Raw genomic sequence first — 23,848 nt, 5'->3', positions numbered from 1 at the left:
CTACTCGGCTGCGATTGGAGTTAGCGCAGATTGCGCGGATCGGCCATCGGACGGCGTCTCGTGCCGGTCATTGGGGAAGACGCACGTGACCGTAGTGCCGACGCCCGGTGCGGACGATATCTCGATGCGCCCGCCATGCAGTTCCACGAAGGAGCGCACGATGGACAAGCCCAAGCCCACGCCGCGGTGGCGCGTTCCGAGGGTATGGCTCTCGAACCGCTCGAAGATGCGTGCCTTGATCTCGGGCGGAATGCCGCGGCCCTGATCCTTCACGTCGAAGATCACCTCGCCGCCGCGCTTGCGCGCCGAGACCCGGATGGTCTGGCCGGGCGATGAGAATCCGACCGCATTGGAGAGCAGGTTGAACAGGATCTGGCGCACGCGCTTCCCATCGGCCACGAAGGTGCCGATGTCGTCCGGAGTGTCGATGACGAGATTGAGCGAGGACTCGGCAAGCCGATCCTCCAACCCGCGCATGGCGGCCTCGATGGTGGAGCGGATGTCGACGATCTCCGGCGTCAGCTCCAGCGAACCGGTGTCGATGGAGGCGAGATCGAGAATGTCGTTGAGGATCGCAAGCAGTGCCGCCGAGGAGCGCATGATGTGATCGGCATAATCGCGCTGGCGCGGATTGAGCGCGCCCACGGTCTCGTCGCCGAGCAATTGCGTGAAGCCGATGATGTTGGTGAGCGGAGAGCGCAGCTCGTAGGACACGTGATGCACGAATTCGTCGCGCAGCCGCGACGCGCGCTCCAGCGCATCGTTGCGCTCGGTGAGCGCACGCTCCACGTTCACGCTCGCAGTGACATCGGTGAAGCTCAGAAGCGTCGCGCCGTCGGGCAGAGGCTGCGCGGTGCAGTCGAGCGCCGTGCCGTCATGACGCTCGATGCGGCACGAAAGACCCATGCGCATGTCGGCAAGTCCCGCCACCGCGCCGCGAATGTCGATCCACGGCTCGTCTTGCGATGCCAGAAGACGGCAGGCCTTGATGATCGTGTCGATGTGCGGGTTTTGAGCGGTCATCTCCGACGACAGGTTCCACATGTCGGCGAAGGCGCGGTTGTGCAGCTTGAGGCGTCCGTCGGAACCGAACACGGCAACGCCTTCCTTCAGGGTGTCGAGGGTCTCGCTCTGCACGCGGGTGAGCGAATGGACCTGCGAGGCCAGTTCGAACCGCTCGCTCACATCGTCGAAGAGGTAAGTCACGCCGCCCTGCGGATTGGGGTTGATGACGACGCGCAGGGTTCGCCGATCGGGCAGGTGCCACCAGGTCTCCTGCTGCTCGACAGAATGGTAGCCCTGCAGAAAATCGGTTTTCCAGGCGCGGAAATCCGCCTGCTCAGGAAGCTTGCGGCCGGCGCGCAACTTGTCGAGCACCTCGCTGTCGGTGGGGCGCGAGACGAGAAAGGTCGGATCGAGGCCCCAGAGGCGTTGATAGGCGGCGTTGCTGAAGATGAGATTCTGCGATCCATCGAAGATCGCCACCGCGGTGGGCAACTGATCGAGGGTGCGCACATGGGCATCCATCTGGCGCTGCAGGTCGGTGCGGACTGCCTCCAGTTCCGACACGTCCACCGCGATGCCTGCGCTGCCGCCGGCGGTCGGGCGTTCGATCACCTCGAGCACCGCGCGATGGCCTGCGACCACGGCCGTGACGCGGCCCGAGAAGGTAACGCCGGACCGGCGCTGGCGACGGGCTTCGTCCCGGGTCGGCGCGCTCAGGAGCTCGAGGGATCGGGCGATGGCGTCATCGAGACCCTTGGCCTCGACGGAGCGGAGATAGGCTTGGTTTGCCCAGAGCAGCTTGTCGTCCGTATCGCGGATCCAGAGCGGATAGGCGACGTCGTCGAGCAGCATCGTCATCGAACGCAGGTCGCTTCGTGCGACCGACAGCTGGCCTTGAGCCTTCATGAGTTCGGCCCGGTCGCCGGTCACGTCCCGCAGGCGCAGGATCGCCCGTCCGCCGATGGTGCGGCCTTCCACGTCGACGAAGCGGCTGCCGATGCAGCGGGCGGTCAGGCGGAAGGCCTGTCCGCGCTGCTTGAGCTGTTCAAGAGCGCCCTCGACGGCACCGGCGTCGGCCGGCGCGAGCCAGGTGCCGAAGGCCAGGGCGCGCTGGGCCGGCGCGTTCTCGCCGAGGATGGTGGGATCGCCCTGGAAGCGCGGTTCTCCGTCCCGGCCGTGCCAGCTCACGAGGAGCTGGCGCTCCGAGCCCATGAGAAGGGCCGCGAGATCGTCCGCGCCCCGCAAGGCATCGAGCTCGTTTCGCAGACGCCGTTCCATCCGGGCGGCGCGCTTGCGCTCGTGCATCAGCAGCAGGGCGGTGGTGGTCGAGAAGGCGACGAGGCCCATGAAGAGGCCGAAATAGGCGGCATTGTGCAGGTCGAAGCTGTGAAGGAAGCCGAGGAGGTCCGAGGCCCCTTCCGCGATGGGGAGCAGCAGGTCGTTGGCGAGGGCGGCCTGGGAGGTGCCCGTCAGGAGCATCAGGGACAGGGGTACACGGGCGGAGCCGACGATGGGAACTCTCCCGTCGTTGCTGCCATCGTGACGTTCCCAATGCCCGGCCATGCCGTGCGGCCCTTCCTGTGTTGGCGGCCTGACGATCAGGCCAAGTTGGATCGATCCCCGGTCGCGCTTTCCGACGCTACAGAGGTCAACCGTCTACGCATGAACGGAACTGCCGGCGCAGGTTCGAAGCCACAGCACAGCCGGTCGATTCGTGTTCACTCTAGACTACCCCCGACTCCGCCAGAAAGGGGGTTAACACCGGCTTAAACTTCCTTTGGAGAACCTGTGTGCAATTCGTCGAACCATATTGCATTTGTGACACACACATGCCGGTGCGACATTCTGTTCGATTCGCGGGCGCATCGTGCGGAACCGGCGGTCCGCGGCAGCGAAAAGCAGATCCGGTTTTCCGCCCACAACGAGCGATGCCTTGGGAAATGAAGCACCGGATGGATCCCGAAAGTGGGCCCACTTTCGGGTCCGGCGCCCAAGCTGGCGAACAAATGAAAAAGCCCGGCCGAAGCCGGGCTTTCGATGCTCGATAATCGGATGGCCGATCAGTAGCGGTAGTGATCCGGCTTGAACGGTCCCTTCTCGGAGACGCCGATATAGGACGCCTGGTCGGGACGCAGCTTGGTGAGCTTCACTCCGATCTTTTCGAGGTGCAGCGCGGCGACCTTCTCGTCCAGGTGCTTCGGCAGGGTGTAGACCTTCTTCTCGTACTTGCCGGCATCGTTCCAGAGCTCGATCTGGGCGAGCGTCTGGTTGGTGAACGAAGCCGACATCACGAAGGACGGGTGACCCATGGCGTTGCCGAGGTTCACGAGGCGGCCTTCCGAGAGCAGGATGATGCGGTGTCCGTCGGGGAACTCGATCTCGTCGACCTGCGGCTTGATGTTGTTCCACTTGAGGTTCTTGAGGCCCGCGACCTGGATCTCGTTGTCGAAGTGGCCGATGTTGCAGACGATCGCCCGATCCTTCATCGCCCGCATGTGGTCGAGCGTGATGACGTCCTTGTTGCCGGTGGCGGTGACGAAGATGTCGGCGCGAGAAGCAGCGTCCTCCATCGTCGTGACCTCATAGCCTTCCATGGCGGCCTGGAGCGCGCAGATCGGGTCGACTTCCGACACGAGCACGCGGCAGCCGGCCTGACGCAGCGAGGCGGCAGAGCCCTTGCCCACGTCGCCGAAGCCCGCCACCATGGCGACCTTGCCGGCCATCATCACGTCCGTGCCGCGGCGGATGCCGTCGACGAGCGATTCACGGCAGCCGTAGAGGTTGTCGAACTTCGACTTGGTGACCGAGTCGTTGACGTTGATCGCCGGGAAGAGGAGCTTGCCCTCCTTGGCCATGATGTAAAGGCGGTGCACGCCCGTGGTGGTCTCTTCCGACACGCCCTTGATGGACCGGGCGACTTCCGCGAACCAGCCCTTCGGCTTTTCCTTGAGCAGACGCTTGATGAGCGCGAAGAGGACTTCCTCTTCCTCTGCGCCGGGCTTGTCGAGGAAGGCGACGTCGCCCTGCTCGGCGCGTAGGCCGAGATGGACGAGCATGGTGGCGTCGCCGCCGTCGTCGAGGATCATGTTCGGTACGCCGCCGCCGTGCCAGTCGAACAGCTTGGCGGTGTAGTCCCAGTACTCCGTCAGCGATTCGCCCTTATAGGCGAAGACCGGAATGCCGGCAGCCGCGATGGCGGCGGCGGCATGGTCCTGGGTGGAGTAGATGTTGCAGGAGACCCAGCGGATGTCGGCGCCGAGAGCCTTCAGGGTCTCGATCAGCACTGCGGTCTGGATCGTCATGTGGAGCGAGCCGGCGATCCGGGCGCCCTTCAGGGGCTGCTTCGGGCCGTATTCCGCACGGACGGCCATCAGGCCCGGCATCTCGGTCTCGGCGATCGAGATCTCCTTGCGGCCGAAATCGGCAAGGCTGATGTCTTTGACAATGTAATCCTGCGCCATGATGGCCTCTCTTTGCACCTGTTCGGTTGAATTGGCGCTGTCTCTATCAGAGCTCGCCGGGAGAGGCAATCAAGATATAAAGATGTCTTTATATGTTTGTTTCGATTACTCGTCTTCACCGAACCTGTTGGCGAGGAGGTCATCGATGGCCTGGAGGCAGAGGGCGGCATCTTCGCCCTTGGCCGTGACGGTGATCGAGGTGCCCTGCGCGGCCGCCAGGGTCAGGAGACCCATGATCGAGCGTCCGCCCACGGTCTCGCCGCAGCGGGTCACCGTGACATCGGAATTGAAGCGCTCGACCGTTTGGACGAACTTGGCCGAGGCGCGGGCGTGCAGGCCCCGGCGATTGATGATGGGAAGTTCCCGGACCTCGGCTCCATCGGGCACAACGGCAGGCGGGCAGTCCTGATCGAGGGGCCGGTCCATGATGACGGTTACTTTCCGGAGAGAACGCGCGAGGCGATATTGATGTATTTGCGCCCCGCCTCCTGGGCGTGAGAGACGGCGTCGGACAGGGGCTCCTCGTCCCTCACGGAGGCCAGCTTGATGAGCATGGGCAGATTGATGCCGGCGACCACCTCGACGGAGCCGCCATTCATGCAGGACAGGGCCAGGTTCGAAGGCGTACCGCCGAACATGTCCGTCAGAACCACGACCCCCTGTCCCGAATTGACCCGGCACACGGCGGCCATGATGTCCTTGCGCCGTGTCTCCATGTCATCGTCTGGGCCGATCGTGATCGTTTCAAGCTGCTCTTGAGGCCCCACGACATGCTCGAGCGCCGCTTTGAATTCGGTCGCGAGCTGCCCGTGGGTGACGAGCACCATTCCAATCATAATGTTACAAGTCCGAGCGCTCCGAGAGCGGAGCCGCTATTTTGTGCACCGCGAAGCCAAGCGCAAGAGCATTGAGAGGAAAAGTTCATCACAGTGTCACTATCGTGTCGCAAACACCACTCAGGCAGCCCAGGGCGACATCCGCTGAGATTGCCCCGGCTTGCATCCGGATGCGAGGGATCATGACGCCGCAGAGGACGACGTGCCTGTCCTGCTCCTCCGGATAGCGGGCCGGGGCATCGGAAAGATCGAGCACCAGACGGACGACGGCAGCGGCTTCGAAGGGCCGCCGGACGATGCCGAGACCGAAGACCTCGATGCTGCCGCCGAGAGGCTCCACCGGTCGCGCCAGAAGGCGGCCGTGATGCGCCTCGAGGCGGGTCCGATCGTCGCTGACCAGCCTTCCGAAGCGCCCGGTCCCGAGAGCCAGCGACACCACCTCGCGGGCGAGGGCCGACTTGCCGGATCCCGATGCACCCCGGATCAGGAGCCCCGCCTCGCCGATGAGCACGCAGCCGGCATGGATGGTCTCATGCGCGTTCAAGATGCTTTCTTCCCGGCTTCGCGCCTGGCTTTGTCCTTGTCCTTCTTCTCCTGCTCCTTCTTGGCCTTCGCTCCCTCAATCGGCAGGCGGATGACGAAGCGGGCGCCGAGCCGGGTCGGCTCCCCGTCCTCATCGGGAGGGCCGAGCCGGTTCTCGGCACGGATCGTGCCGCGATGAGCCTCGATGATCTGGCGGGAGATGGACAGGCCGAGGCCCGAATTCTGGCCGAAGCCCTGCTCGGGCCGGTCCGTGTAGAAGCGCTCGAAGATCCGGTCGAGGGCATCGGGCTCAATGCCGGGCCCGCTGTCCTCGACGAGGATCTCGACCTGGTTCTTGCGGCGGCGCATGGAGACTTTCACGGTCTCGTCGGGCGGCGAGAAGGAGCGCGCGTTGTCGATCAGGTTGTTGAAGATCTGGCCCAGGCGGCTGTCATGGCCGAGGACCAGGAAGGCGTCGCGGCCCTGGGCCTGCCTGTCGATGCTGAGCGTGATGAGCGGGTCATGCTCCTGGCGACGCTCGTTGGCAACCGACACCACCGCATCGAGAAGGCGCACCATGTCCACCGGCTCCGCATCGGCGCGAGCGAGCTCCGCATCGAGGCGCGAGGCGTCCGAGATGTCGCTGATCAGGCGGTCGAGGCGCTTCACGTCATGCTGGATGATCGACAGGAGCCGTTGCCTGGAATCGTCGTTGCGGGCGAGCGGCAGGGTCTCCACCGCACTGCGCAGCGAGGTCAGCGGATTCTTCAACTCGTGCGCCACGTCGGCCGCGAAGCTTTCGATGGCATCGATGCGGTTGTAGAGCGCCTTGGTCATGTCCCGCAGGGCGCCCGAGAGATGGCCGATCTCATCGGAACGGGTGGTGAAATCGGGGATTTCCTGGCGGGATTTCGTGCCCCAGCGTACCCGCTCCGCCGCCTCCGCCAGCCGCCGGACAGGGCCCGCGATGGCGCCGGCCAGAAAGAGCGACAGGACGATCATGACCACGGCTGCCACCAGGAAGACCTGGAGCAGGGCGAAACGTTCGGACGCGATGATCGCGTCGATGTCGCCTTCCTGGGTCGAGAGCAGGAGCGCCCCCTGCACCGTGCGGAAGCGCTGGATCGGCACGGCCACCGAGACGATGGTCTCGCCACGGTTGTTGACGCGCACCACGCTCGATTGCTGGCCGGAAAAAGCCTGCTGCACCTCGGGCAGGGACTTGCCGTTGGCGGGACCGGCCTCTTCCTGCACGGGGCGTCTGGTGCGCCGGAACATCTTGCGGATGCTGTTCCAGGTGCGTTCGATGAAGCTCGTCGTATCCTCGACATTGGCAACCGGCGGCAGGTCCATGCGCAGGATGTCGCCACGGGAATAGAACGACCTGGAATCGAGCAGCAGCATGCCTTCCCGGTCGAAGATGCGGGCGCGGGTCTTGGTCGGTGTCACCAGCCGGCGCAGCAGGGGTGCGACGCGTTCGGGATTGATGGAGAATTCGAGCGACGAGAAGGCCTCGTCGGTGAACCGCTCCGTCTCCCCCGCCTGCATCTGCAGGAGCTGGTCCGGATCGATCGTGATGGTGTTGGTCTCGACCGTCGCGGAACTCGCGATCGCGCCTGCGATGATCTCGCCCTGCGTGAGAAGGCTCTGCACCCGGGCTTCGATCAGTCCTTCGCGGAACTGGTTGAGGTAGAGAAAGCCGACGAGCAGGGCCACGAGGCCGGCCAGGTTGAGCACGACGATCCGGCGCGTCAGGCTCGACGAAGCGCGCTGCACGATCATGCGGCCGAAATGCTTCAGCCGCGCCAGAGCGCCCTGTGGAGCGGGCGGATCGTCGAACGCCGCCTCGGCGTGGATGGGGTCAGCCTTCATGCCACTCGTTCAAGCACGATCCGGTGCATTCCATCGGGTCGTGGCCGTCTTTCCAGGTTGCTTGCGCCACCAACGCGTCAGGCTTCCTTGAAACGGTAGCCCACGCCGTAGAGGGTCTCGATCATTTCGAAACTCTGGTCAACCGACTTGAACTTCTTGCGCAGGCGCTTGATGTGGCTGTCGATGGTGCGGTCGTCCACATAGACCTGATCGTCATAGGCCGCATCCATCAGGGCGTTGCGGCTTTTCACCACCCCCGGGCGCGTGGCGAGCGCCTGCAGGATCAGGAATTCCGTCACGGTCAGGGTGACCGGCTCGCCCTTCCAGGTGCATGCATGGCGCTCCGGGTCCATCTTGAGCTGGCCGCGCTCCAGGGCCTTCGGGTCGGCCTCCTTGGGGGCGCTCTGGTCCTTGGGGGCGAAGCGGCGCAGGACTGCCTTCACGCGCTCGACCAGCAGGCGCTGGGAGAAGGGCTTCCGGATGAAGTCGTCGGCGCCCATCTTGAGGCCGAACAATTCGTCGATTTCCTCGTCCTTGGAGGTCAGGAAGATCACCGGCAGGTCCGACTTCTGCCTCAGGCGGCGCAGGAGCTCCATGCCGTCCATGCGCGGCATCTTGATGTCGAAGATCGCCAGATCCGGCGGAGCATGCTTGAGGCCGTCCAGGGCCGAGGCGCCATCCGTATAGGTCTGAATGCGGTAGCCCTCCGCTTCGAGGGCGATGGAAACAGAGGTCAGGATGTTGCGATCGTCATCGACAAGGGCGATCGTTGGCATGAACTCTTCCTTAGCTTGGCACGGATTATGTCAGCTTTTCGTCTCGTCTGACAACGCAGAGGGCCCTAAAATGTCCCCAACTGCGCCTTTCTCGTGGCATAAATATGGTTTTCCCTCCGGCCGCGACCAGAGGGCGGCCCTGATAGTGGTGTCTAAGAGCCGCCTGTTCAACTGCAGATGAAGGATCCCTTACGGATTGGACAGAATGCCTCCGCTCCTCGAACGATCCCGTGCCGTAGCGTTAGGGGGCCGGGGCGCCGGACCGAAAGCTCGTCAATCATACGAAAGAACTCCGAAAATACCTTCAAATTCGAAGGATTGAGACTGATGGAGGTCTGGCTCTGCGAAAAATAGAATGCGATGAAACGAGCTGAGTTGACGGCACCGTCAGCTGACCTAAAGAAGGTTCCATGTTCAAGCGAGACGGCAAAATTTTGCCAGGATTGTTTGACCCTACCCATGGGACGGTCAACGGACGGCGGCTGATCCAGCTGCGCGGTGGCCGCCAATCAGGAGAAGTCTTCCGTGGAAAATATCGGCGTCTTCAACAGCGCACAGGGCTCTGAGGCCTCCGGCCTCCGCAATCTCAAGCGGGTCTACTGGAACCTCGAGGCGCCCGCGCTCTACGAGCAGTCCCTGATCCGGGGCGAGACCAAGCTCGTGCAGGGCGGTGCGCTTCTGGCGGACACCGGCGTGCATACGGGCCGTTCCCCCAAGGACAAGTTCGTGGTGCGCGACGAGACCACGGAAAGCACCGTTTGGTGGGACAACAACGGCTCCATCACCCCCGGCCATTTCGATACCCTGCTGCAGGACTTCCTGGCCCATGCCGAGGGCAAGGAGCTGTTCGCGCAGGATCTCCATGGCGGCGCCGATCCGGCCTACCGGGTCAAGGCACGGGTCTTTACGGAATATGCATGGCACTCGCTCTTCATCCGCAACCTCCTGATCCGTCCGGACCAGGGAGAGCTCAACGATTACGTCCCCGGGCTGACCATCATCGATCTGCCGTCCTTCAAGGCCGATCCGGCCCGGCACGGATGCCGCACGGAGACGGTCATCGCCTGTGATTTCAAGCGCAAGATCGTGCTCATCGGCGGCACGTCCTATGCGGGTGAGATGAAGAAGTCGGTCTTCACCTATCTCAACTATGTCCTTCCCGACCGGAAGGTCATGCCCATGCATTGCTCCGCCAATGTGGGCGACAAGGGCGACGTGGCGGTCTTCTTCGGCCTCTCCGGCACCGGCAAGACCACGCTCTCGGCCGATCCGAACCGCGTCCTGCTCGGCGACGACGAGCACGGTTGGGGGCCGAATGGCGTCTTCAACTTCGAGGGCGGCTGTTACGCCAAGACCATCCGCCTGTCCCGTGAGGCGGAGCCCGAAATCTTCGCCACCACCGAGCGCTTCGGCACGGTGCTGGAGAACGTGACCATCGATCCGATCACGCGCATTCCCGATTTCGACGACGCATCGAAGACGGAGAACACGCGCTGCGCCTATCCGCTCGACTTCATTCCCAATGCGAGCGCCACCGGCCGCGCGGGCATTCCGAAGAACATCGTGATGCTCACCTGCGACGCCTTCGGCGTGCTGCCTCCCATCGCGAAGCTGACGCCGGCCGAGGCCATGTACCACTTCCTCTCCGGCTACACCGCGAAGGTAGCTGGCACGGAAAAAGGCGTGAAGGATCCGGAGGCGACGTTCTCCACCTGCTTCGGCGCACCCTTCATGCCGCGCCATCCCTCCGAGTACGGCAACCTGCTGCGCGATCTCATCGCCAAGCACCATGTGGATTGCTGGCTCGTCAACACCGGCTGGACCGGCGGCAAGTACGGCGTCGGCCGGCGCATGCCGATCCGCGTCACCCGCCGCCTGCTGACGGCCGCGCTGGACGGTTCTCTCTCCCGTGCCGATTTCCGCCGCGATCCTTACTTCGGCTTCGCGGTGCCGACCTCGGTGCCCGGCGTCGAGCCGCACATCCTGTATCCGGTGAAGACGTGGCAGAACAAGGCGGAGTTCGCCGAGACCGCCAAGCGCCTGATCGACATGTTCAACGAGAACTTCAAGCGCTTCGAGGGCCACGTGGATTCGGATGTCCGCTCGGCCGCGCCGCAGACGTCGATTGCCGCATAAGCTCTCAGAACACCCACCAGATTTTTGAAAGGCGGCCCATGGGCCGCCTTTTTTGTTTCGGGTCTCCCACCGACGACGCTCCCCACCCATGCGCTGCGGGCATTCCGACTCCGGCAAAAGGATGTATGATGACAGGCAAATAAGATGAGACCGCAGCTTCATAAGCCAGGTGGGATACGCCCGTGAGCCGATTGACAGGTGTTCTCTTTGCAATTGCCGCAAACGGGCTTTTTGCGACCAGCGACACCCTGGTGAAGCTCCTCTCCACCCGCTATCCCATCTTCCAGATCATCGCGATGCAGGCGAGCGTGGCCTGCCTCGTGGTGTGCATCGTCATCTGGCGCGAGAAGGCGTACAGGATCTCGGCGATCCGCAACCCGAAGATGCTGATCGGCCGCGGCTTTCTCGCCGGAATCGGCACCGTTTCGGGATTCTATGCCTTCTCGCTTCTGCCGCTGGCCGATGTCTATGCGATCACCTTCGGCTCACCGCTTGTCGTCACGGTTGCGGCGACGTGGCTGCTCGGTGAGCGCACGGGGCTGGCGCGCTGGATTGCGATCCTCGTCGGCTTTTCCGGCATTCTGATCATGGTGCAGCCCGGCTATGTCGCATTGTCCCTCGGACATCTGGCGGCTTTCCTCAATGTCTTCGTCGGTGCCGGCGTCATTCTGATCATGCGCACGATCGGCTCGCAGGAAAACCGCGCGATCATGGTGGCCGCCGTGATGGCCGGGCAGCTGACGGCGAGCCTGCCTGGCGTGTTCCTGAGCCATGCTCCCGCATGGAGCGATGTGGGCCTCGTGACGATCTCCGGTCTCGTGATGGTAACGGCGCAGTTCCTGCTGCTGGAGGCATTACGGCGTGCGCCGGCTTCCAGCGTTGCTCCCATGCAATACACCAAGCTCGTCTGGGCGCTTCCCGTGGGGCTGTTCATCTTTGGCGACGAGCCGAAACTTCATGTTCTGGCGGGAGCCCTCGTGGTCATCGGATCGGTTCTGTTCCTGCTCAGCCATCAGCGACGGGCGGAGAGCATGATCTCGACGGTGAGAAGGCCCGAGCCATCCGTGCGAACGGAACGCCTGAAAGGAGAGAAAATTGGTTGAGACAAAGGGCATACGACCGACCCCCGGATCGCAGCTGTCGCTGCAGGGCAAGACGGCGCTTGTTGTGGGCGGATCGAGCGGGATCGGCAATGCCATCGCCCATGGCTTCCAGCATAATGGCGCAAGGGTGGCGATCGCCGCCAGAACGCCCGCGAAGGTGAGGGAGGCGACGCAGCGCCTGCAGGAGACCGACCCGGCAGCGCGCGGTTACGTGGTCGATGCCGCGCGACCGGAGGAGATCGACGGACTTGTCACATCGGTCTTGGCGGATCTCGGTCACGTGGACATTCTGGTCGCGTGCCAGGGCATGACCATCCTCAAGCCGGCCGAGGAGTTCACGCCGGCGGAATACGACGAGCTCATGCAGACGAACCTGCGCAGCGTGTTCTTCACCTGCACTCGTTTCGGCCGCCATATGCTGGAGCACGGATCGGGCTCGATCATCACCATCGCGTCGCTGGCCGCCCACTGCGGTTGGCCCCTCGCCTCGGTCTATGCTGCCAGCAAGCATGGCGTTGTCGGGCTGACGAAGACGCTGGCTGCCGAATGGGCGGACAGGGGCGTTCGCGTCAACGCCATCTCGCCTGGCTTCTTCATGACCGAGCTGAACCAGTCCAAGATGGACACGAAGCGCAAGGAGAACGCGCTTCTGCGCACACCCATGGGCCGGTTCGGCCAGCTCGACGAACTCGTGGGGGCTGCGATCTATCTTGCATCACCTGCGGCGGGATTCGCGACAGGCACCGTGCTCAATGTGGATGGAGGCTATCTCGCCTCCGGCATCTGATCAGGCATCCGCGACGAAGAACGGAATGCGCATCACGTGGTGATAGATTTCGCCAGGACGCAGCACCGCCGGGGGGGAAGTGCGGGATGTTCGGCGCATTCGGGAAGTTCTGCGTCTCGAGCGCGAAGCCGGCATGCTTCTCATAAGTAACGCCGCCTTTGCCAACGGCCGGGGCCTTGCCGAAATGATTGGCCGTGTAGAATTGAACGCCCGGCTGATTGGTCCAGATCTCCAATCCTCGGCGTGAGACGGGGTCCACCGCACGCGCCGCACGGCGCAGAGGCTGTCCCTTGTCGTTGAGACAGAAGTTGTGGTCGTAGCCGGCTTCCGGAAGCTGGGTGATGTCGTCAATCATCGCGCCGATGGACCGTGACGATCTGAAGTCGAAGGCCGTTCCGGCGACGGGCGCCAATTCGCCGGTTGGGATCTTGCCGGGTCCGACCGGTGTGTAATGATCGGCATCGATCAGGAGATGCTGATCGCGCACATGGCCCGAACCGTGACCGGCGAGATTCCAATAGCCGTGATAGGCCATGTTCACGACGGTCGGCCGATCGGTCGTGGCCCCCATGACGATCTCGAGCGCCGGATCGTCCGTCAGCTTGTAGGTCACCGTTGCCGTGATGGCGCCAGGATAACCCTCGTCGCCGTCGGGTCGGTTCAAGGTCAGGCGGACAGCCTTGTTCGCCGTGTCGGACTCGCCGGTCCAGATTCTCTTGCTGAAGCCGCCAAAGCCGCCGTGGATGTGGTTGGGCGGCTCGTTGGCTGAAAGAGAATGGGTCTGCCCATCGAGCGTGAAGCGCGCATCGGCGATACGGTTGGCGTAGCGGCCGCAGATTGCGCCGGCCGAGCCGCGGTTCTGGACGTAGGAAACCGGATCGTCGTAGCCCGGGACGATATCCCCCCATCGGCCGTCGCCATCCGGAACGAACAGCCGGTTCAAGGCGGCCGCGTAGGTGATGATCGTCGCGCGGACAGCGCCGGATTCGATCTCGAAGGCCTCGACCGGCTGGCCGTCGATGGCACCGAAGGCAGTTTTCTGGATGCTCATGAGCAAATACGAGAATGCCGACAGCACTGCGGCATGGCAGTGCTGTCGGCAGTGGGGAGGATCAGTGGATTTCGGGCTCCGGCACGCCGCCGGACCCTTCCAGGAAGTCGAAGTCGCAGCCTTCGTCCGCCTGGCGGATGTGCTGAGCGAAGAGCTTGTTGTAGCCGCGCGGGTAATCGCGCGGCGGTGGCGACCAGGTGCGCAGGCGGTCCTGGATCTGCTCATCGCTGACGTGGAGATGGATCGAGCGGTTCGGTACGTCGACGGTGATGAGATCGCCCGTGCGCACGGCCGCCAGTGGCCCGCCGATGTGAGCTTCCGGAGAGACGTGCAGGATGCAGGCGCCATAGCTGGTGCCGCTCATGCGCGCGTCGGAGATGCGAAGCATGTCGCGCACACCCTGCCGCAGGAGCTTTTTCGGAATCGGCAGCATGCCCCATTCCGGCATGCCTGGCCCGCCGATGGGGCCGGCGTTGCGCAGCACCATGATGTGGTCGGGCGTGACGTCGAGATCGAGATCGTTCACGGCCTTCGTCATCTCGTCATAGGTGTCGAAGACGATGGCGGGGCCCGTGTGCTGCAGCAGCCGCGGCTCCGCCGCGGGCGGCTTGATCACGCATCCCTTCGGCGCCAGGTTGCCGCGCAGGATGGCCGTCCCGCCGGAGGCCGCGATCGGCTTGTCGAGCGGACGGATGACGTCGTCGTTATAGACGGCGGCGCCTTCGAGCGCGTCGCGCAGGGTTCCGGTCACGGTGCGCTCGTCGAGATGGAGCAGCGGCTCGAGGCGAGAGAGAAGGCCGCGAATGCCGCCGGCAATATGGAAATCTTCCATCAGCCATTGGCCGGATGGACGAAGATTGGCGATCACCGGCACCTTCTGGGCGAAGTCGTCGAAATCCTGCAGCGAGACCTCGACGCCCGCGCGGCCCGCCATCGCCACGAGATGGATCATCGCGTTCGTCGAGCCGGCGAGCGCGTTGTGAACCATCAGCGCGTTCTCGAACGAGCGCCGTGTGAGAATGTCGCTGGGTTTGAGATCGTCCCAGACCATCTCGACGATCCGCCGGCCGGTGAGGCTCGCCATGCGCGGATGAGCGGCATCGACGGCCGGGATGGAGGACGCGCCCGGAAGGCTCAGGCCGAGCGTCTCGACGATCGCCGTCATGGTGGAGGCGGTCCCCATGGTCATGCAGGTGCCGGGCGAGCGCGCGATGCCGGCTTCCATGTCGTTCCATTGCTGGTTCGTGATGGTGCCCGCTTCCTTCTCGGCCCAGTACTTCCAGATATCCGATCCCGAGCCCAGGATCGTGCCGGCATGGTGCCCGCGGTTCATGGGTCCTGCCGGCATGAAGATCATCGGCAAATTCATGCTGATCGCGCCCATGACGGTGGCGGGCGTCGTCTTATCGCAGCCGCCCATGAGCACGGCGCCATCCACCGGATGGGAGCGCAGAAGCTCCTCCACTTCCAGCGCAAGGAGGTTGCGGTAGAGCATCGTGGTCGGCTTCACGAAGTTCTCCGACAGAGACATCGCGGGCAATTCGATGGGGAAGCCGCCGGCCTGCCACACGCCGCGCTTCACGTCCTCGACGCGAACGCGAAAATGGGCGTGGCACGGATTGATGTCGCTCCAGGTGTTGATGATCGCGATCACCGGCTTGCCCATGAAGTCTTCACGGGCATAGCCCATCTGAAGCGTGCGGGACCGATGTCCGAACGAGCGCAGGTCCGTCACGCCGAACCAGCGGTGGCTTCTCAACTGTTCAGGCGATCGCTTGGCCATTATTGCTTCACTCCCCACGCTTCGCGGTGCAAAAGCCATATATCATACAAATTTAGAAATTCGTCGCCGTTTTGCGGCTGGCTGTCAAGTACAGCCGCTCCTTTTGCCTGGCTTGCTTCGGCTCAGGCTTTCGCGGCGGACCGGACTTTGACGGCCTTAGAAGCCGGCTTGGCGGCAGCCTGCAGAATTCGGGCCGAATAGCGGTTGCGGCTGTTGGCGAGATGCGCGCGCATCATGGCGGCGGCGAGGTTCGAGTCGCCCATGGCGATCGCATCCCGGATCGCCCGGTGCTCGCGCTCGATGACGCCGAGATAGTCGCGCTGACGCTGATCCTCTCCCACCGGGTTCGAGGCGCCGGGGCGGCGAGGGACGGCGAACTCCCCGAGGAAGTCGAGAAAGCGTGCGAAATAGGGGTTCTTGGTCGCACCCGCCAGGATACGGTGGAATTCGAGATCCGCCGCGATGCCGTAATCCTCGCCCTTGGTGATGTTCTCCAGCGCCCGGTCGAGCGCCGCCATCTCTTCCTCGGTCCGGCGCACGGCCGCGAGCGAAGCGGCCTCCACCTCCACGGCCAGGCGCAATTCCAGCATGGCCAGGATATCGTCGACCTCGCCGTTGCTGAGCGAGGCGAAGAAATCCGATTTGGGCGGGGGCGGCAGCACGAAGGCGCCGGCGCCCTGGCGGGTCTGAACCAGCTTGGCGGCCTTGAGCGCCGCCACGGCCTCGCGCACCACGGTCCGGCTGACGCCGGCGGCCGAGGCGAGTTCCGCCTCGGTGGGCAGGCGATCTCCCGCCTGCAACCGTCCTTCAGCGATCTCACGCGAGATTGCTTCCGCCAGATCGCTCACGAGATTGCGCTTGCGGGCGACGGTGTTGAGAGACAAGCCGGAGAGGAAAGAGCGTTCGTTCATGGAGCCGTTGAGGGTCTCTTGCAAGGCGCTGAAAAATGAAGGTGTCTGATGCCGCTGCCAATCGCTCGGAAGCGATCCGTCAAGCTTGCACCGGGTCCCGGAGCAGCGGCCGGCCTCACAGGTGATTTGCCCGATCGGGTAGGCCAACTTGTCGTATGTCTCACTACTTGCTGGCATCTCCCAAGTCAAAAGAAATTGCGATTACAGACACATCCCCTGGTGGAAAGATGCTCTAGGAAAGACGAGTATGATCCCACTCGTGCCGGCTTGTCAAAATTTGTATGTTGCCATACAAGATATGCCGCAATTCCAGCGCCGAAGCTCAACAAAACGGAATCAGGGAGAGAACACATGAAGAAGTTGCTCGCGGCGATCGGCCTCTCGCTCCTCGGACTTGGAGCGGTCCAGGCGCAAAGCCCGGCCTGGCCGCAGAAGCAGGTCACGATTGTCGTGCCCTTCGGCGCCGGTGGCACGACCGACCTGTTTGCCCGCATCGTCGCCGAGCAGCTTCAGGCCAAATATGGCAAGCCCTTCGTCATCGAGAACCGTCCGGGAGCAGGCGGCAATATCGGGACGACCGCCGTCGCCAAGGCCACGCCCGACGGGCATACGCTCCTCGTCGGCACGGTGAGCACGCACGCCATCAATCCATTTCTCTACAAGAACCTCCCCCATGATGCCGAGAAAGACTTCATCCCGATCACGGGTCTGGCCAAGCTTCCGAACCTCCTGGTGGTGAATCCCAAGATCCCGGTGAAAACCTTCGCCGAATTCGTCGAATATGCGAAACAGAATCCCGGCAAGCTGAACTACGGCTCGTCCGGTGCTGGAACATCGCAGCATCTGGCGGCCGAGCTGTTCCAGCTCAAGACCGGCGCGAAGATGACCCATGTTCCGTTCCGCAGTTCCCAGGACATCGTCAACGGGCTCATCGGCGGGCATATGATCTCGCCTTCGACAACATGACCATCGCCTGGCCTCAGGCGCAGGGCGGAACCGTGCGGGCGCTCGCGGTGACCAGCACCGAGCGCAGCCCGCAAGCGCCGGAGATCCCGGCCGTCGCCGAGACGCTGCCCGGGTTCGACGCGACCTCATGGAACGGCCTGTGGGCGCCGGCCGGTACGCCGCAAGCCATCGTCGACACCATCGCGGCCGATGTGAAGACCATCCTCGAAAAGCCCGAAGTGCAGAAGAAGGCTGCGGAAATGGCTTCGACGCCCTCGCCGATGACTCCGAAGCAGTTCGCCGAGTACATTCAGAGCGAGCGGCAGAAATGGTCCGAGGTCGTCAAGACCGTCGGCATCCAGATCGGCCAGTGAGAGCCCGATTTTTTTGAAGAACGGGGCCGGGCGAAGCTCGGCCATTCCGGAACCGCCCATACAACAGCGAGACACCATCCATGCTGACAAAGATCGAAACCTCTGAACTCGCCCGCTCCGTTCTGGCGGTTCCGCCGTTTGCCCTGACGCCCGATTTCGAGGTCAACCGGGACGCCAATGCGAAGCTGATCCGCCATCTCGAGGCCGGCGGCGTCTCGACGCTGCTCTATGGCGGCAACGCCAATGTTCACAACTGGCCGGTGTCGAAGTTTGCCGAATGGCTCGACAGCCTCGAGGGATCGGTCGCCGACGACACCTGGCTGATCCCGTCGGTCGGACCCGATTGGGGCAAGCTCGTCGACGAGGCGGCGATCTTGAAGTCCCGCCGCTATCCCGTCGCCATGGCGCTGCCGATGATCGCGCCGCAGACGCCCGACGGCGTGGTCCGCGGGCTGGAGGATTTCGTCGACCGCTCCGGCGTACCGCTGATCGTCTATATCAAGACCGACCAGTACGTGCCCGCCAAGGCGATGGGACGGCTTGTGGAACAGGGCGCCGTCTTCGGCATCAAGTACGCCGTTCCGCGGGCCGACCTGACGCAGGATGCCTATCTGCAGGAGCTGATCGATGCGGTCGGGGCCGACCGGATCGTCAGCGGCTTCGGCGAGCCTCCGGCGCTGCCGCATCTCGTGCACTTCAAGCTCGCCGGCTTCACCGCAGGCTGCGTCTGCATCGCGCCCCATCTGTCCATGTCCTTCCTTCATGCGCTGAAGCGCGGCGACGAGGCAGAGGCCAAGCGCCTGCTCGAAGTCTTCCTGCCGCTCGAAGCCCTCCGCGAGCGCCACAACGCGATCCGGGTGCTGCACACGGCGGTGTCCCTGTCGGGCGTGGCCGATATGGGGCCGATCCTGCCGCTCCTCACCGAGGCCGATCCGGCGATCCACGGGGAGATCAAGGAAGCCGCCAGGGCGCTCCTCGCCGCCGAAATGACCGCTCGACAGCAGGCCGCTGCTGCGTAATCTGGCCGGCATCGTCGGTCAGCCGGCTTTGCGCCGGCAGCATGTAAGGCGTCTGTGATCCCTATGCCCGAATCCCACTCCGATCTCCTGGGCGTGCTCTCAGCACGCCTGGGAGCCAAGCACGTCATCGTCGATCCCGCCGAAATGGAAGGCTATCTCGTCGAGGAGCGGAAGCTCTATCGCGGCACGGCCCTGGCCGTGGTCCGTCCCGGCAGCACGGACGAGGTGGCCTTCGTCGTTCGGGAATGTGCCGCAGCGAACGTCGCCGTGGTGCCGCAGGGCGGCAATACGGGTCTCGTCGGGGGTGGTGTGCCTCACAGAGGCATCGTCCTGTCGCTCGCCAGGCTCGACCGCATCCGCGAGGTCAACGCCTTCAACGCCACCATCACGGCCGAGGCCGGTTGCGTCCTGAAGACGGTTCAGGACTCGGCGAAGGAGGTGGATTGCATTTTTCCACTGTCGCTCGCCTCCGAAGGCTCCTGCCGGATCGGCGGCAATATCTCGACCAATGCCGGTGGCGTGAACGTGCTGCGCTACGGCAATACCCGCGATCTCGTTCTCGGCCTCGAGGTCGTCCTCGCGGACGGCCGGATCTGGAACGGCCTCAAAAGCCTGCGCAAGGATAACACCGGCTACGACCTGAAGAACCTCTTCATCGGTTCGGAAGGAACGCTCGGCATCGTCACGGCGGCGGTGCTGAAGCTTTTCCCGCAGCCCAAGACACAGGTGGTGGCCTTCGTCGGTTGCGCCTCTCCGCATGCGGCGCTCGAACTTTTCGAAACGCTGCGCCAGACCATGGGCGACGAGCTCACCGCCTTCGAGTTCATGCCGCGCTTCGCCCTGGAAATCGTGCTCAAGCACGCACCCGGCGCCGTTCGACCGCTGAGCGGTGATCACGCCGCCTACGCTCTGATCGAATTCTCGTCGCCGGACCCCGAACTCGACCTGCGCGAGCAGTTGGAGAAGGCCTTGGGAGCCGCCTTCGAGAACGGCGCGATCGAGGATGCGACGATTGCCGCAAGCGAGGCTCAGAATGCGGCGCTCTGGCACCTGAGGGAAAGCCTCTCCGACGTCCAGGGGCTTGAGGGTGGATCGATCAAGCACGACGTTTCGGTGCCGGTCTCGGATGTCGCGGATTTCATCCTGACGGCGAGCAGGGCCTGCGAGGAGGCGTTGCCCGGCGTGCGCGTGTGCGCCTTCGGCCATTTCGGGGACGGCAACATTCATTTCAACCTGACCCAGCCCATCGAGATGGAAAAATCGCTCTTTTTAGCCCAATGGGAGCGCTTCAACCGGATCGTCCATGACATCGTTCACGCCATGAATGGCTCGATTTCCGCCGAGCACGGGGTCGGCCTCATCAAACGCGACGAGCTGGCGCGCTACAAGGATCCGGTCGCCCTGGATCTCATGAAGACGCTGAAGAGGGCTCTCGACCCCCGGAACATTCTCAATCCTGGAAAGGTCGTTGCTCTTGAAGGTGATTTGCCGCCGGCCTTGCCGGTGGCGCGCAAGGCCTGAGGCGCTGGCTCATCAAAATCTCACCTCATCCTGAGGAGCCTGCGGAGCAGGCGTCTCGAAGGAGGATCCAGAGAGCACTGGAGACGCCCTCGTCCTTCGAGACACCGCCATCAGCGGCCCTCAGGATGAGGGCTCAAGGAGTGCCCAGTAGTCCGCTGGACTCTGAGATTGAAGAAGTGCGCTGTCCGGCAACCGTTTCGTTTTGGTTGCGATTGAGGTAACAACATTGAACCTGCATGCCAGGCCGGCGACAGCCGGACTGCAAGGATCTGGATCTTCATGAACGCCCCCGCAGTCAGCAAGCAAGCCGTTCGAGACGCCGAAGCGACGAAAAGGCGGATCCTCGATGCGGCGACGGCTGAATTCGCCGGTCACGGCTATGGCGGGGCGCGCGTAGACCAGATCGCGGAGGCTGCCCGCACCAACAAGCGCATGCTCTACTATTATTACGGGAGCAAGGAAGCCCTGTTTCTCGCAACGCTCGAAGCGGCCTACGACCATATTCGTGCCGCGGAGCGGGAACTGCACCTGGAGGAGCTTTCTCCCCTGCAGGCGCTCGAGGAACTCGTGCGTTTCACGTGGAATTATTTCGTCCAATATCCCGAGTTCATGATGCTCCTGAATGCCGAGAACCAGCACCGCGCCAAGCATCTGAAGAAGTCCACGCAGGTGCACACCATGAACTCCCCGGTCATCGAGACGATCGGGGTCATCTTGAAGCGCGGCGAGAAATCCAAGGCCATTCGTCCGGGCATCGATCCGGTCCAGCTTTACGTGTCGATTGCCGGGCTCTGCTACTTCTATCTGTCGAACGTCTACACTCTGTCCGTGGCCTTCGGACGCGAGCTCCTATCCGAGCCGGCCATGAAGGAGCGCATCGACCACGTGGTCGATTTCGTCCTGGCGGGCGTGCGCGCCTGAATTTTCCAAACAGCGCTTGACATGTCGGACAACCGGGCATCTAATTAACCAGATAGTTACATAGAGCGGCCGAAGCCGCCATGAAACCCTTATTTGGAAACGCTCTTGAGGAAGACGCTTCATGACGTCGAAGCTCGCGCGCACCAGTCAAAACCTGCTGAATTCCGCTTGGATCAAGCCGTTCGGGCTTCTCATCCTGACCGTCGTGCTCTGGGATCTCGCAGTGCGGATCTTTGCGATCCCGCCTTATCTGGTGCCTCCTCCGAAGGACGTGGCAGTGGCCTTCTGGAATGAAGGCGGCATGCTGCTCAGGGAGGCTGTTCCCACCACCACGGCGACGCTCGGCGGGTTTATCCTTTCCGCCCTGTTTGGCATCCCGATTGCGATGCTGATCGCCGGATCGCGGACGGTCGAGTCCTACGTCTATCCGCTGCTCGTCTTCTCGCAGTCGATCCCCAAGGTCGCGGTGGCGCCGCTCTTCGTGGTCTGGTTCGGCTTCGGCATGGCACCCAAGGTGATCTCGGCCTTCCTGCTCGGCTTCTTCCCCGTCGTCGTCGCCGGCGTTCAGGGCTTCAAGTCCCTCGATCCCGAGATGCACGACTTGGTGCGCTCGATGAAGGCATCCCGCCTGCAATCATTCTACATGGTCAGCCTGCCGCATGCGCTGCCGGCCATCTTCGCAGGCCTGAAAGTCTCGGTGACGCTGGCTGTCGTCGGTGCCGTCGTCGGAGAATTCGTCGGAGCCAATTCCGGTATCGGATTCGTGCTGCAGCGATCCATCGGCAATTTCGAACTGCCGACCATGTTCGCGGCTCTCGTGATCCTGGCGATGATCAGCGTCATTCTCTTCTGGCTCATCGACCTGCTCGAGCGTTTCACGGTGCCCTGGCACGCCAGCCAGCGGCACGATTTCGCAGCAACCGCCTGACCCATAAGGGCGGAGCCCATAAAATCATCGGAGGAAGTCCATGAAGAAACGTACGTTCCTGAAAGCTACCCTCTTTGCCGCCACGGCTCTCATGCCCTTCGTGTCGCTGCCGGTCCAGGCGGCGGACAAGGTCGTGCTGATGCTCAACTGGTACGTCTATGGCGAGCATGCACCCTTCTTCTACGGCAAGGAAAAAGGTCTTTACGCAGCCGAGGGCATCGATCTCGAAATTCAGGAGGGCCGCGGCTCGGCCGTGACGGTGCAGGCCGTGGCGGCCAAGACCGTCGACTTCGCCTATGCCGACGTTCCCACCATGATCCGTGCCGCGGTGAAGGGTGCTCCCGTCACGTCGCCGGGCGTGCTGCTGCAGAAGAACCCCATGTCGGTCATGGGCTTCTCCGACAAGAACATTCGCAAGGCTGAAGATTTGCGCGGCAAGACGGTCGCGACCACGCCGGGCGATTCCATGTCGCAGATCTGGCCGCTCTTCCTCAAGAAGGCGGGTCTCAAAGAAAGCGAGATGCGCATCGTGTCCGGCGACGCGCAGACGAAGCTCAATGCGGTCATCAACGGTCAGGCCGACGTGCTCCTCGGCTACGTCATGGACCAGAGCATGAAGATCAAGGACGCGACGGGCAAGAACGTCACGCCGGTCATGTTCGCGGATTACGGCGTCAACCTCGTCTCGTCCGGCATCATCGCGCACAAGGACACGCTGAAGGAGAAGGCCGATCTCGTCCGCCGCTTCATGAGCGCGACCACCAAGGCGATCGAAGGCGCCGAGAAGGCTCCTGCCGAGGCCACCCAGGCGGTTCTGAAGGCGCTGCCGAAGGCCGGCAAGCCCGATACGCTGCAGGAAGGCTTCGAGCTGACGATCCCGCTCTACCGCACGGAAGAGACGAAGGGTCAGCGTCCGTTCAATGTCTCGGATGCCAACATGGCCGAGACGGTGAATCTCCTCATCGAGTACGGCGGACTCGACCCGGCGGCGAAGAACGATCCGAAGGCCTTCTACACCCGTGACTTCCTGCCGAAGGCGCCCTCCCAGTGAGCAGACAGGCGCACGCCATGGCACATCTCCGTGTCGTCCCCAAGAGCGAGGCCAAGAGCGAGGCGTCCGCGCCTCGCCAGCTGATCCAGATCCGCAACCTGGCTAAAACCTATCGCACCCGGAGCGGGGACGTTCCCTCTCTGCGGCCGATCGATCTCGACGTTGCCGACGGTGAATTCGTCGCCGTCGTCGGGCCGTCCGGGTGCGGCAAGTCCACACTCCTGAAACTCGTGGCCGGCCTCATACCGCCGACCGAAGGCGAGGTGCAGATCGGCGGCGTCACCGTACAGGAGCCGCCGGATGATGTGGGCATCGTCTTCCAGAATCCGGTGCTCCTGCCGTGGCGTTCGGTGCTGCGCAACGTGATGATGCCGGTCGAGGTGCGCAAGCTCGACCGGGAGACCCATCTCGCCCGGGCCCGCAAGCTCCTGTCCATGGCGGGGCTCGAGGATTTCCAGGCCAAGTATCCCTGGCAGCTCTCCGGCGGCATGCAGCAGCGCGCCGCCATCTGCCGGGCGCTGGTGCACGATCCGAAGATCGTCCTCATGGACGAGCCCTTCGGCGCGCTCGATGCCATGACGCGCGAGCGCATGAACCTGGAACTGCAGCGCATCCACCACGAGACGGGCAAGACGATTATGCTGATCACCCATTCGATTCCCGAGGCGGTGTTCCTCGCGGACCGCGTGGTCGTCATGTCGGAGCGGCCGGGTTCGATTGCCGCCATCTACGATGTCACGCTGCCCCGACCGCGCAACCTGGAGATCATGGGGCACCCGACCTTCGTCGATCTCACGCAGAGAATCCGCGGCCATTTCTACGCCCGCGGCCAGCTGGACTAACGAT

General features: G+C 63.5%; 21 protein-coding genes. 11 read left to right on the top strand and 10 right to left on the bottom strand.

The features are described from left to right. The 7 genes from FS320_RS03880 to FS320_RS03850 all read right to left on the bottom strand — a co-directional run bounded on the left by FS320_RS03880 (position 1) and on the right by FS320_RS03850 (position 8,472). Complete coding sequence (locus tag FS320_RS03880; RefSeq protein WP_152709456.1) at positions 1 to 2,568, bottom strand: sensor histidine kinase; 2,568 nt, start codon at positions 2,566 to 2,568, stop codon at positions 1 to 3. Positions 2,569 to 3,065: 497 nt separating this feature from the next. Further along, entirely contained in the window at positions 3,066 to 4,466 is a 1,401-nt protein-coding gene (gene ahcY, locus FS320_RS03875; protein WP_152709454.1) for an adenosylhomocysteinase, read from the bottom strand. A 105-nt stretch (positions 4,467 to 4,571) separates the two neighbouring features. Then, positions 4,572 to 4,892, bottom strand: coding sequence for an HPr family phosphocarrier protein (locus FS320_RS03870; protein WP_152709453.1), 321 nt, complete (start codon positions 4,890 to 4,892; stop codon positions 4,572 to 4,574). Between the two features lie 8 nt (positions 4,893 to 4,900). Beyond that, positions 4,901 to 5,302: a PTS sugar transporter subunit IIA gene (locus FS320_RS03865; protein WP_036360951.1), complete on the bottom strand. Its 402-nt coding sequence runs from the start codon at positions 5,300 to 5,302 to the stop codon at positions 4,901 to 4,903. An 88-nt stretch (positions 5,303 to 5,390) separates the two neighbouring features. Further along, positions 5,391 to 5,846 (bottom strand): HPr kinase/phosphorylase, encoded by a 456-nt coding sequence (locus tag FS320_RS03860; protein ID WP_152709451.1) that lies wholly within the window; start codon positions 5,844 to 5,846, stop codon positions 5,391 to 5,393. Then, positions 5,843 to 7,696 (bottom strand): sensor histidine kinase, encoded by a 1,854-nt coding sequence (locus FS320_RS03855; protein ID WP_152709449.1) that lies wholly within the window; start codon positions 7,694 to 7,696, stop codon positions 5,843 to 5,845. The genes FS320_RS03860 and FS320_RS03855 overlap by 4 nt, the downstream gene beginning before the upstream one ends. Before the next feature lie 77 nt (positions 7,697 to 7,773). Continuing rightward, positions 7,774 to 8,472 (bottom strand): response regulator transcription factor, encoded by a 699-nt coding sequence (locus tag FS320_RS03850; protein WP_036354150.1) that lies wholly within the window; start codon positions 8,470 to 8,472, stop codon positions 7,774 to 7,776. A 525-nt stretch (positions 8,473 to 8,997) separates the two neighbouring features. Between FS320_RS03850 and FS320_RS03845 the strand changes: the two genes are divergently transcribed. The 3 genes from FS320_RS03845 (at position 8,998) to FS320_RS03835 (ending at position 12,498) form a co-directional block, all read left to right on the top strand. After that, the gene (locus FS320_RS03845) at positions 8,998 to 10,608 is read left to right on the top strand and encodes a phosphoenolpyruvate carboxykinase (RefSeq protein ID WP_162002789.1); all 1,611 of its coding nucleotides are present in this window, start codon (positions 8,998 to 9,000) and stop codon (positions 10,606 to 10,608) included. A 182-nt stretch (positions 10,609 to 10,790) separates the two neighbouring features. Further along, positions 10,791 to 11,711, top strand: coding sequence for an EamA family transporter (locus tag FS320_RS03840; RefSeq protein WP_152709447.1), 921 nt, complete (start codon positions 10,791 to 10,793; stop codon positions 11,709 to 11,711). Beyond that, positions 11,704 to 12,498: an SDR family NAD(P)-dependent oxidoreductase gene (locus tag FS320_RS03835; RefSeq protein ID WP_152709445.1), complete on the top strand. Its 795-nt coding sequence runs from the start codon at positions 11,704 to 11,706 to the stop codon at positions 12,496 to 12,498. The genes FS320_RS03840 and FS320_RS03835 overlap by 8 nt, the downstream gene beginning before the upstream one ends. Here FS320_RS03835 and FS320_RS03830 read toward each other — a convergent pair. From FS320_RS03830 to FS320_RS03820, 3 genes are all read right to left on the bottom strand, one after another. After that, on the bottom strand, positions 12,461 to 13,549 hold the full coding sequence (locus FS320_RS03830) for an aldose epimerase family protein (RefSeq protein ID WP_244626959.1): 1,089 nt from the start codon (positions 13,547 to 13,549) through the stop codon (positions 12,461 to 12,463). The genes FS320_RS03835 and FS320_RS03830 overlap by 38 nt on opposite strands. 61 nt (positions 13,550 to 13,610) lie before the next feature. Then, positions 13,611 to 15,332: an L-arabinonate dehydratase gene (araD, locus tag FS320_RS03825; RefSeq protein WP_152709443.1), complete on the bottom strand. Its 1,722-nt coding sequence runs from the start codon at positions 15,330 to 15,332 to the stop codon at positions 13,611 to 13,613. 122 nt (positions 15,333 to 15,454) lie between these two features. After that, positions 15,455 to 16,243: a FadR/GntR family transcriptional regulator gene (locus tag FS320_RS03820; protein WP_162002788.1), complete on the bottom strand. Its 789-nt coding sequence runs from the start codon at positions 16,241 to 16,243 to the stop codon at positions 15,455 to 15,457. A 351-nt stretch (positions 16,244 to 16,594) separates the two neighbouring features. Between FS320_RS03820 and FS320_RS47585 the strand changes: the two genes are divergently transcribed. The 8 genes from FS320_RS47585 to FS320_RS03785 all read left to right on the top strand — a co-directional run bounded on the left by FS320_RS47585 (position 16,595) and on the right by FS320_RS03785 (position 23,844). Next, positions 16,595 to 17,209, top strand: coding sequence for a Bug family tripartite tricarboxylate transporter substrate binding protein (locus tag FS320_RS47585; RefSeq protein WP_244626958.1), 615 nt, complete (start codon positions 16,595 to 16,597; stop codon positions 17,207 to 17,209). After that, the gene (locus FS320_RS47580; RefSeq protein WP_244626957.1) at positions 17,206 to 17,562 is read left to right on the top strand and encodes a Bug family tripartite tricarboxylate transporter substrate binding protein; all 357 of its coding nucleotides are present in this window, start codon (positions 17,206 to 17,208) and stop codon (positions 17,560 to 17,562) included. Before FS320_RS47585 ends, FS320_RS47580 begins: the two co-directional genes overlap by 4 nt. 80 nt (positions 17,563 to 17,642) lie before the next feature. After that, positions 17,643 to 18,581, top strand: a complete 939-nt coding sequence (locus FS320_RS03810) for a dihydrodipicolinate synthase family protein (RefSeq protein WP_152709439.1) — start codon at positions 17,643 to 17,645, stop codon at positions 18,579 to 18,581. A 63-nt stretch (positions 18,582 to 18,644) separates the two neighbouring features. Then, positions 18,645 to 20,102: an FAD-binding oxidoreductase gene (locus FS320_RS03805; RefSeq protein ID WP_152709437.1), complete on the top strand. Its 1,458-nt coding sequence runs from the start codon at positions 18,645 to 18,647 to the stop codon at positions 20,100 to 20,102. Positions 20,103 to 20,381: 279 nt separating this feature from the next. Next, entirely contained in the window at positions 20,382 to 21,023 is a 642-nt protein-coding gene (locus FS320_RS03800) for a TetR/AcrR family transcriptional regulator (protein WP_152709435.1), read from the top strand. 121 nt (positions 21,024 to 21,144) lie between these two features. Further along, entirely contained in the window at positions 21,145 to 21,951 is an 807-nt protein-coding gene (locus tag FS320_RS03795) for an ABC transporter permease (protein ID WP_152709433.1), read from the top strand. 40 nt (positions 21,952 to 21,991) lie between these two features. Further along, positions 21,992 to 23,002 carry an ABC transporter substrate-binding protein gene (locus FS320_RS03790; protein WP_152709431.1) on the top strand — a complete coding sequence of 337 codons (1,011 nt, stop codon included), beginning with the start codon at positions 21,992 to 21,994 and terminating at the stop codon, positions 23,000 to 23,002. Positions 23,003 to 23,019: 17 nt separating this feature from the next. Then, a complete protein-coding gene (locus FS320_RS03785; RefSeq protein ID WP_152709429.1) occupies positions 23,020 to 23,844 on the top strand; it encodes an ABC transporter ATP-binding protein in 825 nt (274 codons plus the stop codon). The last annotated feature ends 4 nt before the right edge of the window (positions 23,845 to 23,848 follow it).

This window comes from Microvirga tunisiensis (assembly GCF_009296175.1).
Taxonomy (GTDB): domain Bacteria; phylum Pseudomonadota; class Alphaproteobacteria; order Rhizobiales; family Beijerinckiaceae; genus Microvirga; species Microvirga tunisiensis.
Note: the sequence above shows the minus strand (reverse complement) of the source record. Positions and strands in the feature narration are given on the sequence as shown.

Bases quoted from the DNA above. Each gene is read 5' to 3' on its own strand.
- FS320_RS03880 (WP_152709456.1), bottom strand. From the start codon at position 2,568: ATGGCCGGGCATTGGGAACGTCACGATGGCAGCAACGACGGGAGAGTT.
- ahcY (WP_152709454.1), bottom strand. From the start codon at position 4,466: ATGGCGCAGGATTACATTGTCAAAGACATCAGCCTTGCCGATTTCGGC.
- FS320_RS03870 (WP_152709453.1), bottom strand. From the start codon at position 4,892: ATGGACCGGCCCCTCGATCAGGACTGCCCGCCTGCCGTTGTGCCCGAT.
- FS320_RS03865 (WP_036360951.1), bottom strand. From the start codon at position 5,302: ATGATTGGAATGGTGCTCGTCACCCACGGGCAGCTCGCGACCGAATTC.
- FS320_RS03855 (WP_152709449.1), bottom strand. From the start codon at position 7,696: ATGAAGGCTGACCCCATCCACGCCGAGGCGGCGTTCGACGATCCGCCC.
- FS320_RS03850 (WP_036354150.1), bottom strand. From the start codon at position 8,472: ATGCCAACGATCGCCCTTGTCGATGACGATCGCAACATCCTGACCTCT.
- FS320_RS03830 (WP_244626959.1), bottom strand. From the start codon at position 13,549: ATGAGCATCCAGAAAACTGCCTTCGGTGCCATCGACGGCCAGCCGGTC.
- araD (WP_152709443.1), bottom strand. From the start codon at position 15,332: ATGGCCAAGCGATCGCCTGAACAGTTGAGAAGCCACCGCTGGTTCGGC.
- FS320_RS03820 (WP_162002788.1), bottom strand. From the start codon at position 16,243: ATGAACGAACGCTCTTTCCTCTCCGGCTTGTCTCTCAACACCGTCGCC.
- FS320_RS47585 (WP_244626958.1), top strand. From the start codon at position 16,595: ATGAAGAAGTTGCTCGCGGCGATCGGCCTCTCGCTCCTCGGACTTGGA.
- FS320_RS47580 (WP_244626957.1), top strand. From the start codon at position 17,206: ATGACCATCGCCTGGCCTCAGGCGCAGGGCGGAACCGTGCGGGCGCTC.
- FS320_RS03810 (WP_152709439.1), top strand. From the start codon at position 17,643: ATGCTGACAAAGATCGAAACCTCTGAACTCGCCCGCTCCGTTCTGGCG.
- FS320_RS03805 (WP_152709437.1), top strand. From the start codon at position 18,645: ATGCCCGAATCCCACTCCGATCTCCTGGGCGTGCTCTCAGCACGCCTG.
- FS320_RS03800 (WP_152709435.1), top strand. From the start codon at position 20,382: ATGAACGCCCCCGCAGTCAGCAAGCAAGCCGTTCGAGACGCCGAAGCG.
- FS320_RS03795 (WP_152709433.1), top strand. From the start codon at position 21,145: ATGACGTCGAAGCTCGCGCGCACCAGTCAAAACCTGCTGAATTCCGCT.
- FS320_RS03790 (WP_152709431.1), top strand. From the start codon at position 21,992: ATGAAGAAACGTACGTTCCTGAAAGCTACCCTCTTTGCCGCCACGGCT.
- FS320_RS03785 (WP_152709429.1), top strand. From the start codon at position 23,020: ATGGCACATCTCCGTGTCGTCCCCAAGAGCGAGGCCAAGAGCGAGGCG.